The following is a 12,031-nucleotide window of genomic DNA, read 5'->3' on the forward strand; positions in this document are numbered from 1 at the left end:
ACCCCCGAAGTATTTCCGGCCAGAAGAAGGGGCAATCTGCCGCCCCGGGGCATCCTGATGTCGTTTGACACCTTTCCCTTGCGCGCGAGGCTCCTATTGTGTGGCGAGGCAAGATTTTCGAGGCATGTATGAGCACCGATCCACTCGTCGTTTTCACACCGTCCGGCAAACGCGGGCATTTCCCCGTGGGCACGCCAATCCTGACTGCGGCCCGGCAGTTGGGCGTTGACCTTGATTCGGTCTGCGGCGGGCGGGGCATCTGTTCCAAATGCCAGATCATGCCCAGTTATGGCGCGTTTCCCAAACATGGGGTCACGGTCAGTGACGATGCCCTGTCCGCGTGGAACAGCGTCGAAGAACGGTACAAATCCAAGCGCGGTTTGACCCCTGGCCGCCGCCTTGGCTGTCAGGCGACCGTGCAGGGCGATGTGGTCATCGACGTGCCGCCCGAAAGCCAGGTGCACAAGCAAGTCGTGCGCAAAAGGGCCGAGGCGCGGGACATCGTGATGAACCCGTCCACCAAGCTTTATTATGTCGAGGTTGCCGAGCCCGACATGCATGATCCGTCGGGTGATCTGGAACGTCTGGTGGCCGCGCTTGAGGCTGATTGGGGCGTGACCAACATCCATGCGGACCTGCACATTCTTCAGGACCTGCAACCGGCATTGCGCAAGGGTGGCTGGAAGGTCACGGTTGCCATTCACCTGGGCGACGGTGAAAACGCGCCGCGCATCATGAACATCTGGCCCGGATATTATGACGGGTCGGTCTATGGGTTGGCGGTAGATCTGGGATCCACGACCATCGCGGCACATCTGTGCGATCTGACCAGCGGTGAGGTCGTGGCGTCCTCGGGGATCATGAACCCGCAGATCCGCTTTGGCGAGGACCTGATGAGCCGCGTCAGCTATGGCATGATGAACGCGGGCGGCGCGAACGAGATGACGGAGGCCGTGCGCGAGGGCATGAATGCCCTGTTCACCCAGATCGCGACCGAGGCGAATATCGACAAGCGCCTGATCGTGGATGCGGTTTTTGTCTGCAATCCGGTCATGCACCACCTGTTTCTTGGCATCGATCCGTTTGAACTGGGCCAGGCGCCGTTTGCTCTGGCGACGTCAAACGCGCTGCGCCTGCGCGCCGATGACCTGAACCTGAACATTCACCCGTCTGCGCGTATCTACCTGTTGCCCTGCATTGCAGGCCACGTCGGCGCGGACGCCGCCGCCGTGGCCCTGTCGGAGGCACCCGACAAGTCCGATGATCTGGTTCTGGTGGTCGATGTCGGCACAAATGCCGAGATCCTGTTGGGTAACAAGGACAAGGTGCTGGCCTGTTCGTCCCCCACCGGGCCAGCCTTTGAAGGCGCCCAGATCAGCGCAGGCCAACGCGCCGCCCCCGGTGCCATTGAACGGGTCGAGATTGACCCCGTCACCAAGATCCCGCGCTTTCGCATCATAGGCGTTGATCGGTGGTCGGATGAGGCCGGATTTGAGGCCGAGGCCGCAGGCACCGGCATTACGGGCATCTGTGGCTCGGGCATCATCGAAGCCATTGCAGAGATGCGCTTGGCCGGTCTGCTGGACGCGTCCGGCCTGATTGGCAGCGCGGCGCAGACAGGGTCGGACCGGTGCGTGCTGGATGGACGCACCCATGCCTATGTGCTGCACGATGCCACCGCGACGGGCGGGCCGCGCATCACCATCACCAATCCGGACATCCGGGCCATCCAGATGGCCAAGGCCGCGCTTTATTCCGGTGCCCGATTGCTGATGGACAAGTTCGGCGTCGACACCGTGGACCGCGTGGTTCTGGCCGGGGCCTTTGGTGCGCATATCTCGTCCAAGCACGCGATGGTGCTGGGCATGATCCCTGACGCACCGCTGGACAAGGTGTCATCCGCGGGCAATGCCGCAGGTACCGGTGCGCGGATCGCCCTTCTGAACCGTGACGCCCGGGGCGAGATCGAAGAGACGGTGCGCCGCATCCACAAGGTCGAAACGGCCATAGAACCCCGCTTTCAGGAGCATTTCGTGAACGCGTCGGCCATTCCGAACGCGGTAGAGCCGTTTCCGATCCTGAACGGGATCGTGGACCTGCCCGATGTCAGCTTCAACACCGGCGGCGACACCGAAGGCGGTCGCAGGCGCAGGAGGCGTGCATGAGCAACGCGGATCAGGAAGAGTTCTGGACAGAGGCGGCAGGCCCGAAATGGGTCGCACACCAAGACGGTATGGATGCACTGCTGGCACCGGTGCTTGATCTTGTGATGGAGGGGGCCGCGCTGCGGCGCGGGGACAACGTTCTGGACATCGGATGTGGCACGGGGATCAGTGTTGCTGCCGCCGCGCAGGCGGTTGGAGATCAGGGGCATGTCACGGGTCTTGATATCTCGCACACCATGTTGGCGCTTGCGGCCTCGCGCCTTGGAGACAGGCCAAACATATCACTGCTGAAAGCCGATGCGCAGACCCATGCGTTCAGCCACGATTTTGATGCACAGATATCCCGCTTTGGTGTCATGTTCTTTGACAACAGCCGCGCGGCGTTTGCCAATTTGCAGGCCACCCTGGCCCCGGGTGGGCGCATGACCTTTGCCGCATGGGGACCCGCGCCGGAGAATCCCTATTTCATGGTGCCCGCCCGCGCCGCCGCAGCCGTCCTGGGCCCGATGCCCAAGACCGACCGCACCCTGCCTGGACCTTTTGCGTTTGAAGACAGTGACAGGACGCTTGCGATGATGGCCGATGCGGGAAGTGCGCAGGCACGGGTCGAAACCGTGACGCTGGACCTGACGCCACCCGGTGACTGCGCCGAAACGGCGGCCCTGATGATGCAAATTGGTCCGGCTGACGCAGCGATCACACACCACCAGGCGGATGCTGCTGCGGCCGCAGATGTTCAGGCGGCCTTGGCCGAGGCGATGACCGCGTTCGACACCGGGTCAGGCCTACGCATTCCGGCCTGCATTCACATCTATTCGGCGGTCAAACCCGCTTGACGCGGCACGCCACCGCGCCTATCCCAAGCGCCCAGAGCGCGGGTATGGTGAAAAGGTATCACGCGAGCTTCCCAAGCTTAAGTTACGGGTTCGATTCCCGTTACCCGCTCCAGATCCACGTTCACGCAGACGGACAATGCCCTCGGCCCAAAGCAAGAGCGCACGACCATGCCGCACGGCAGTCGTGCCCTTGTCTTTTCGCCGGGACCTAACCCGCAGTGGCATCTCGTCCAAAAGGGCGCGATGGACGCACCTGTCCACCTGGGGCTAGCGCAGGGTCAATACCATTTGCGTGACACCTTCCCGCTGTTGACGCAGCGCGCCGAAGACCACTGGCCTGCCCGCCAGCGAGACAATGGCGAGAAATGTCCGCATTTCCGCCGAAACGGGCAAGGAACGCGCGGGCGCGACACCCTGCCCGTCACACCCTTCACTATCCTGTGCGCCCCGGGTTTCGCCCTTGATTTGGGAACCGATTGGTTCAATTTGAGGCCAAAGGAGGCAGATCATGGCCCACACCACCACCGCATGGGACATCGCGACAGATCGCACCGTCGTCAAACGCGCGGCCAAGATTGCCTTTGTGGTGGGCGTCATCATTGCGATGATCAACCACGGCGACCGGATTATGGGCGGCCAGATGGATGCCGCGGCCTGGATGAAATGCGCACTGACATTCCTTGTGCCGTATTCTGTCTCAACCTACTCTTCGGTGATGGCCGTTCGGGAACGGCTGCAAAGCCTTGGGGACTGACCAACCTTGAACATTCTGTTTGTGATGTATGACCAGCTGCGGTTCGACTACCTCAGCTGCGCCGGCCATCCGCATCTGCATACCCCCAATTTCGACCGTGTTGCCGCCATGGGCGTGCGGTTCACCAATGCCTATGTGCAATCGCCGATCTGTGGCGGGTCACGGATGTGTTTCTATACGGGGCGGTACGCGTCTTCGCACGGGGCCCATTGGAACGGGTTCCCCCTGAAGGTGGGCGAACAGACCTTGGGCGACCACCTGCGCAAGATCGGGATGTCCTGTCATTTGATTGGCAAGACGCACATGACCGTTGATGCCGAAGGGATGGACCGGCTGGGACTTGAGGCCGACAGCCTGATCGGCGTCCGCACATCCGAATGCGGCTTTGACCCCTGGGTGCGCGATGATGGGCTTTGGGCCGAAGGGCCGGACGGGTTTTATGACGAAAGGCGAAGTCCTTACAACGAATACCTCAAGTCCGTTGGATATGATGGCACAAACCCGTGGGCGGATTACGCAAATGCTGGCGTCCGGGACGGTCACATCGCGTCGGGCTGGTTCTTTGACAACACCGACCTGCCTGCCAACATCCGCGAAGAAGACAGCGAAACGCCGTGGCTCACATCCGAGGCCATTCGTTTTTTCGACCAGGCGCAAGAGCCATGGTGCGCGCATCTGAGCTATATCAAGCCGCACTGGCCGTATATCGTGCCAGCGCCCTATCACGATATGTTCGGGCCTGCGCATGTGCCCCCTGCCACTCGCGCCGATGAAGAGCGGGACAACGCGCACCCGGTCTATGACACCTTCATGAACGGCCCCGTCGGCCGTGCCTTTCAGGATGAAGAGGTCCGGGCCAAGGTCATCCCGGCCTATATGGGCCTGATCAAGCAATGTGATGACCAATTGGGCCGCCTGCTGGATCATCTGGATGCGACGGATCAGATGGACGACACGATGATCGTACTGACCTCGGATCATGGCGATTACCTGGGCGACCATTGGCTGGGTGAAAAGAACCTGTTCCATGACCCTTCGGTCAAAGTGCCCATGATCCTTTATGACCCGCGCGCGACAGCGCATGGCACACGCGGCACGACCCGCGATGCGCTGGTCGAATCCATTGATCTTGCCGCCACCTTCGTCGAAGCGGCGGGCGGCACCGTGCCGGACCACGTGATCGAAGGGCGCAGTTTGATGCCGTGGCTGCGTGGAGAGACCCCCGACTGGCGCGACTATGTGATATCCGAGTACGATTTTTCAGCCCAACCGGTCGCCGTGAAGCTGGGGCTGGACCCGCGCGACTGTCGCCTTTTCATGGTGTTTGACGGACGCTACAAGCTGATGCATTGCGCGGCCCCCGGCTTGCGCAACATGCTGTTTGATCTGCACGACGACCCGGACGAGTTGCATGATCTGGCCAAGACCGAAGCCCGTGCAGACATTGAAGCACGGCTTTTGGCCCAACTGCACGATTGGGGCCTGCGCATGTCGCAGCGCACCACACGGTCCGAAGATCAGATCAAGGCGATGCGCGGCGCTTCGACCGGAAAAGGTGTGCTGATCCACCTCAAGGACGGCAGCGAAGTGGATCCCGAGCTGACATCAAGATATCGCGGGCCCGCGCGGCAAAACCACCTGCCGGACTGAGCGTGCCAACGGTGCGCAGCGCAACACGCGTTCGTGACAAATTGCGGAAACTACTCTACCATAGCGGTAGTCTGGTCCGGTTGGCCCGATGACTTGGATATGTTCTCGTTTTCCTGAATTCACTGTTGAGACGGACGATATTGGATCACACCGCCCGGATCAGAACCATATTCGAAGAGGCGAAACACACTGAACGTGTTCTCAGCAACGAATTCCTGATCCGCTTAGTTCTCGTTATAGTTGCATGTTCCTGTGGTTGGCTGTTTCTCGGCATGGCCGTCCTGCCCTATTGGGTCGTGATCTACTACGTCGCCGTCTTTGCCGAAAAGACAGTGCTGCACATGCCGATCGACGGGCGCGAGACGACGGCCTTTGCAATGCTGTGGATCGTCAGCTTTGTGCAGGCCAGTATCTACGCCGCATTGCCCGTCTACATCTGGTCAATGGAAGATCCGGTCTGGCAATTCGGTACGGTCATTCTGTTCACGGGCGCGGTTTTGAACATCTTTCTGCTGCGGTCACGGAACTGGCTGTTGGGTGCGGCCTATCTGATCCCTGTGATCATGGCCACGCTGTGGATCGCCGCCGGGTTCTACGAAGGCACCTATGGCGGTGCGGCATTCTGGTCCGCGACGGTTCTCTGCCTGTGTCTGGCGGTCTACTTCGGCGTGTGCCTGTCCGAAGCGCACCGCGCCAATCGCGAACTCAAGGAAACGCGCGAGCAATTCCTGCAAGCCCAGAAAGTCGAGGCCCTGGGCACCCTGACCAGCGGTGTCGCACATGATTTCAACAACCTTCTCAGCGTGATACAGGGAAATCTTGAGCTGCTTGAAACCTATCCGGACGACAACGATCGCGATGAGTTTCTGTCCGCGGCTTTGACCGCGGCGCAGCGCGGCGCGCATCTGACACGCCAGTTGACCTCCTATGGGCGGAAGGCCGAACTGTGGCCGCGCCACATCGCACCCGACGACATCCTGCGCACCCTCGAAGACATGGCGCGGCGGGTGTTGCCCGCCAACATCGCGCTGAAAATCAGGTTCGGAGGCACCACGGCGTCGATCTTTACTGACGAAACCCTTCTGCAATCCGCGCTTCTCAACCTTGTCATCAATGCGCGGGATGCAATGCCCAAAGGCGGCAGCTTGCATATCAAGGTGACAGACGTCGCGCGCCCCGCCAGCAGCCTGAAACTGGCCGAGGGTGTCAAATACATCGCATTTGAAGTGACCGACACGGGCCAGGGCATTCCCGCCGATATCCTGCCCAGCATCCGCGACCCCTTCTTCACCACCAAGGCCGTGGGGCAAGGCAGCGGCCTGGGCCTGCCGATGGTGTGTGGCTTCGCTGTTCAGTCCGGCGGCGAGGTCGAGATCAACAGCCGCGTGGGCAAAGGCACCTCCATCCGGTTGTATTTGCCCCGCTCTGAACCCAGGCCCGATCAGGTCGTGACGCAAGCCCGCGCTCAGCCCACCAGCACATCTCCGAACTGATCCCGAAGGGTCCGTTTCAGAACCTTGCCCGTGGCATTGCGCGGCAGAGCATCTGTGAACACAACCTTGTCCGGGATTTGCCATTTGGCAATCTTGCCGTCGAACACGGACAGAACCTCTTCCTCGCTGGGTGTTTGACCTTCGGCGGCCACGGCGATCAGGACCGGGCGTTCATCCCATTTTTCATGCCGCGCACCGATCACGGCCGCATCGGCAAGTGAGGGGTGCGCGATCGCGATATTTTCCAGGTCCACGGACGAAATCCATTCACCCCCCGACTTGATGATGTCCTTGGATCGGTCCTTGATCGACAGGTAGCCGTCCGGGTCCATTGTCGCCACGTCGCCCGTGTCGAACCACCCGTTGGTCAGCGTTTCTTCCGTTGTCTTCTGGAAATAACTGTCGAGAATCCAGTGCCCGCGTACCATCAACGCCCCCTGCGCTGCGCCGTCATGGGGCAAGGGGTTTCCGGCGTCATCCATGATCTCAAGCTCGACCCCCCAGGGCGGCCGCCCCTGGTTCTCGCGCAGCTTGTGCTGCGCGTCGAGCGGCAGGCTGGCATGTTTTGCCAGCGGTTGGTTCGACGACCCAAGCGGTGACATTTCGGTCATGCCCCAGGCGTGGATCAATTCGACATCGTATGTTTCACGGAAGGCCGTGATCATCGAGGGTGGACAGGCCGATCCCCCCACAACCGTGCGCTTGAGCGACGTGAGCTGCGAACCCGACGCCTCTGCCTCGCCCAAGAGGCCCAGCCAGATTGTCGGCACCCCCAAGGCAATCGACACTTTGCAATCGTCAATCAGCCTGACCAGCGACGGACCATCAAGGCCCGGCCCCGGCAGCACCATGCGCGCGCCAACCTGTGCACAGGCATAGGGCGTACCCCAGGCGTTGACGTGGAACATCGGAACAACGGGCAGCACCACATCGCGCGCCGAAAACCCAATGCAATCGTGGGTGTTCGACGCAAAGGCATGCAGCACTGTCGACCGATGAGAATACAACACACCCTTGGGGTTGCCCGTGGTACCGGACGTGTAACACAGCGAAGAGGCCGTGTTTTCGTCGAATTCAGGCCATGCAAAATCCGGCGACCCGGTTGCGACCAGTTCGTCATAGAACTGCAACCCTTCGATGTCCGCCGCAGCGGCCTCATCGCGGCCGTCCATCAAGACGATATGCGCCACGCCAGGGATCTTGTCCCGGATCGCCTTGACCAGCGGAACAAAGGTACGGTCGATGAACAGCACCCGGTCCTCGGCATGGTTGATGATATAGATCAGCTGTTCGGGAAACAGACGCGGGTTGATGGTGTGACAGACTAGGCCCGCGCCGGACACGCCGAAGTAAATCTCAAGGTGTCGCCGGTTGTTCCACGCGATGGTGGCGCAGCGCGCTTGCGGTTCAAGCCCCAGCTTCAGCAGCGCATCGCCCAGACGATGCGAGTTGGCCCCGACCTGCCCCCAGCTTGTCTCTTCGACGCCACCTCCCGTATTGACGGAGGTGATCGCAGTTTCGCCGTGATACCGCGCGGCGTGGTCCACCAGCGACTGAATGGTCAGGGGGTAGTTCATCATTTGGCCAAGCATGGGCGCCTCCCGTATTTTGCTGTCAGAGCAACGCCTTGCCCACGTGGCCATGTACGGCTCACGTGCGTTCCTCCCTTGGGCCAACCCTGCCAAGGGCGCGCGACGCTTGCAAGCATGGCGTGCCGCGCATGACGCAAAGAAAGGGGGCCGACCCGGCGGCCAGCCCCGATCCAGATCAGCAATGCGCGCTTAGCCGCATTGCAGCGCATCGGCATGCTCAATGTGCCCGCGATGCGCCTCGACATAGGCGATCAAGCCCGCCATGATGCTAGGCTGCCCCTTGAAACCATGCCAGGGCTTGAAGTGCTTGATGTGAAGGAACGTGGTCGGATCGCGGCGCAGCAGGTTGGCAAAGACCGACGCCACCAGACGGCCTCCTGCTCCGGTCAGCTTGCCGTGCCCTTTCTCTTGCGCCTCTTGCAGGCAATAGAACCATAGCGGGGTCTTGGTGATGCCCTTGGCCTTCAGGATGTCAGGCGGATCAATGACATGCGTGCCCAGATGTGCCGCCAATTGCTGACCACTGGCCAGTTGGTAGGTATAGCGGTCCCGCACCATGTTGCGCAGGGCAAGGTTGCGTGACTGATCCAGGGTCAGCGTCTCTTCGATGTCCGCAAGCGCAATGGGCGCGTGCACGAAAGGCAGGTTCAGCAGCGGTGTGCCCAGTTTTGGCCCGACAGGCCGCGCCTTTTGCGAGGTCACATCGCCATTCATGCCAAAGAACTTGGCATAGTCGATGTTACCGCTGGTCGGCCGTCGGCCAAAACCCAGTGTGGCAAACAACCCTTTGGGATCGGCGCCGTCCGTCAACGCATATTCGAATTGGGTTGTGGCATGCCCGAACCGGTACGCAGCTCCGGTGAATTCGACCGGCATGACCGGCGCGTCCCACCCGAACGGATCGTTTTCAAGCGCCCAGTCCAGGCAGTCCTGCTGCACAAAGGCGGGCAGCAATTCACACCAGACAATCCACTGGTAATGCAGGCGGATAAAGCGGCGCACTTCCTCAAAATTGGTCAACTTCGGGCTCACATGGTCATGCCAGACATGTTTGGGCAAGCCGTCATGCGCGCAGGCCTTGATGTCATCGGCGTCCTCGCCCTCTTCCGCCCGCTTGCTCATCAGGATGTTGTGCAATTCGATAAAGATCGCCTGAACCTGGGCCACGATGATGTTTTCGTCATTGCGCGGATCGCCGATCAGCGCCTTACCCGCGCAGGTCCGGGCCAGGTCACGCGGATTGTCCTTGCGCCCGAACACCAGAAATTGCTCGGCCTCGCCTTCGCCATAAAGGTGCGGAGACGCTTCGGGGCCCGCACCGTAAACACAATCCAGATCAAGGCTGGGCGTGCGCACATTCGGAATGGTCGACGGATCAATCCGCGTCCCAAGCGCCGAGGTCGCATCCAAAGTGATGTCATGATCGACGAACTGACCCAGAAATGTCAGGCCCGCGTCGGCGGGGCCGTCCTCGTTTTCAGTGGCCCCCATGGATTGGGCAAGCGTATCAAGCGTCGCAATGACATCGGCATGCGTGATATTCTTGATATGAACAGGGTTTGCAGGCAGTACCCGGCCCAATGTTTGTGCAAAGGGCCGCGCGGGCCCCTTCCCGTGAAGACATGTTTTGAAGAGTTGATCGAGCCGTGTCAGCCCGTGCTGTGTGCCAGCCATAATCTTGGCCTCCGGTGCATGTGAAAAGAAACAGAGCGCAAAATATGACGCGCCCTGCGTAACAATATTGCGCAAAGCACGGTCAACACAACCGTTGGCCAGGTCAGGCATTCCTGACCCCGCATGACATAATCGGCGAACAACCGCTCACGTATAGGTCGAAAATCGCCCGTCCGGTGGTTGAGCACCGCGCCCCATCATGTCTTCTTCTGGCCCAAAATACTTCGGGGTTTGGGGCAGCGCCCCAACAAGGAATGGATCGCGCTGCAAGCGCGCCGCGCGACAGACGTGCTCAGCGGTGCGCGTGCAGATACCGCACCAACGCCTGTGTCGATCCATCTTTTTCGTCGGCAGGTGCGGTGCCTTCGACAATCGGCTGCAGGGTCGTTGCCAGTTCCTTGCCCAACTCGACGCCCCATTGGTCATAGGAATTGATGCCCAGGATCACACCCTCGACAAACACGCGGTGTTCGTACAATGCCACGATCTGACCAAGGGTGAACGGATCAAGCTTGGGATAGATCAGCGTGGTCGACGGGCGATTTCCGGCAAAGACCCGGTGCGCGGCCTGCCGCTCCAACTCCGCGCCATCGAACCTGTCCGAAATCTTCGCGCGGGCTTCTTCCAGGGACCGCCCTCGCATCAACGCTTCGGACTGGGCCAGGCAATTGGCAACCAGCAGATCGTGATGATGCCGCAATTCGGGTTCGTGTCCTTCGCAGGCCACCATGAATTCGCACGGGATCACCGATGTACCCTGATGGATCAATTGGTAGAATGCGTGCTGCCCGTTTGTACCCGGCGCGCCCCAGACAACCGGGCCACTTTCGACAGGCACGGTGCCACCGTCCATGGTCACCGACTTGCCATTTGATTCCATCTCCAACTGTTGGAAATAGGCAGGCAATTGGCCCAGGCGCTGGTCGTAGGGCAAAACCGCCCGCGTGGCATGGCCCAGAACCTGCCGGTGCCAGAGGCCGACCAGCGCCAGCATCATCGGCATATTCTCGGTGCCATCGGCGACCCGGAAATGCGTGTCCATGTCCTGCCCGCCGCGCAAGAACGCGCGGAACCCATCCGGTCCGACCGCCAACATCAGGGACAATCCGATTGGGCCCCACATCGAATAGCGCCCGCCGACCCAATCCTCGAACCCGAAGACGCGGGCCGCTGGAATGCCGAAATCGGATGTCTTTTCCAAGTTGGTCGACAGCGCGGCGAACTGTGCAGTGGGATCACCGCCATGGTCCTGCATCCACGCCCGCGCGGTGCGCGCATTTGTCATTGTTTCGATCGTGGTGAAGGTCTTCGATGCCACGATCACCAGTGTTGTCCTGGCATCAAGCCCACGCAGCGTGTCCGCAATATGCGCGCCATCGACATTTGACACGAAATGGCAGCGCGGGCCGTCGTGATAAGGCGACAGCGCCTGCACCGCCATGGCCGGTCCAAGGTCAGAGCCGCCGATGCCGATGTTGACCACATCGGTGAAGTCGCTGCCGCGCACCTCAGCCGCATAGGCATCCATCCGCGCCAGTGTCTCCAACACGCCGGGCATGACATCCGTGCCATCCACCACCACCGGATCGCCATCCAGATTGCGCAGGGCGGTGTGCAGAACGGCCCGTCCTTCCGTCTCGTTGATCTTTGCACCGGCAAACATTGCATCCCGCCGCGCCGCAACACCTGCAGCTTCGGCCAATGCCAACAGCATGTCGCGCGTTTCGGCATCTATGTTGGTCTTGGAATAGTCAAACCGCATATGTTGGGTCTGGACCGCAAAATCATCCGCCCGTGTGTCGTCAAACACATCCAGAATGGTACGATCCGCCACTGCGGCCGCCTTCCGCTTCAAATCGTTCCACAT

The 12,031-nt window shown here is 60.8% G+C and carries 8 protein-coding genes and 1 tRNA gene; 6 read left to right on the top strand and 3 right to left on the bottom strand.

The window, feature by feature from the left end; all coding sequences use genetic code 11:
- The first annotated feature begins 128 nt into the window (after positions 1-128).
- From Q0844_RS03215 to Q0844_RS03240, 6 genes are all read left to right on the top strand, one after another.
- Entirely contained in the window at positions 129-2,165 is a 2,037-nt protein-coding gene (locus Q0844_RS03215) for an ASKHA domain-containing protein (protein WP_299042042.1), read from the top strand.
- Complete coding sequence (locus Q0844_RS03220) at positions 2,162-3,001, top strand: methyltransferase domain-containing protein (protein ID WP_299042045.1); 840 nt, start codon at positions 2,162-2,164, stop codon at positions 2,999-3,001. Before Q0844_RS03215 ends, Q0844_RS03220 begins: the two co-directional genes overlap by 4 nt.
- Before the next feature lie 38 nt (positions 3,002-3,039).
- Positions 3,040-3,113 (top strand) — tRNA-Gly (locus Q0844_RS03225).
- Positions 3,114-3,509: 396 nt separating this feature from the next.
- Complete coding sequence (gene nrtS, locus Q0844_RS03230; RefSeq protein WP_299042047.1) at positions 3,510-3,755, top strand: nitrate/nitrite transporter NrtS; 246 nt, start codon at positions 3,510-3,512, stop codon at positions 3,753-3,755.
- A gap of 6 nt (positions 3,756-3,761) precedes the next feature.
- Positions 3,762-5,405: a sulfatase-like hydrolase/transferase gene (locus Q0844_RS03235; RefSeq protein WP_299042049.1), complete on the top strand. Its 1,644-nt coding sequence runs from the start codon at positions 3,762-3,764 to the stop codon at positions 5,403-5,405.
- Between the two features lie 140 nt (positions 5,406-5,545).
- A complete protein-coding gene (locus tag Q0844_RS03240; protein WP_299042052.1) occupies positions 5,546-6,898 on the top strand; it encodes an ATP-binding protein in 1,353 nt (450 codons plus the stop codon).
- Here Q0844_RS03240 and Q0844_RS03245 read toward each other — a convergent pair.
- From Q0844_RS03245 to pgi, 3 genes are all read right to left on the bottom strand, one after another.
- The gene (locus tag Q0844_RS03245; RefSeq protein ID WP_299042053.1) at positions 6,871-8,490 is read right to left on the bottom strand and encodes a long-chain fatty acid--CoA ligase; all 1,620 of its coding nucleotides are present in this window, start codon (positions 8,488-8,490) and stop codon (positions 6,871-6,873) included. The two genes, Q0844_RS03240 and Q0844_RS03245, sit on opposite strands and share 28 nt — an antisense overlap.
- A 189-nt stretch (positions 8,491-8,679) precedes the next feature.
- A complete protein-coding gene (locus tag Q0844_RS03250; protein WP_299042055.1) occupies positions 8,680-10,071 on the bottom strand; it encodes a peroxidase family protein in 1,392 nt (463 codons plus the stop codon).
- Positions 10,072-10,456: 385 nt separating this feature from the next.
- A complete protein-coding gene (gene pgi / locus Q0844_RS03255) occupies positions 10,457-12,031 on the bottom strand; it encodes a glucose-6-phosphate isomerase (RefSeq protein ID WP_299042057.1) in 1,575 nt (524 codons plus the stop codon).

The organism is uncultured Tateyamaria sp. (assembly GCF_947503465.1).
Lineage (GTDB): Bacteria > Pseudomonadota > Alphaproteobacteria > Rhodobacterales > Rhodobacteraceae > Tateyamaria.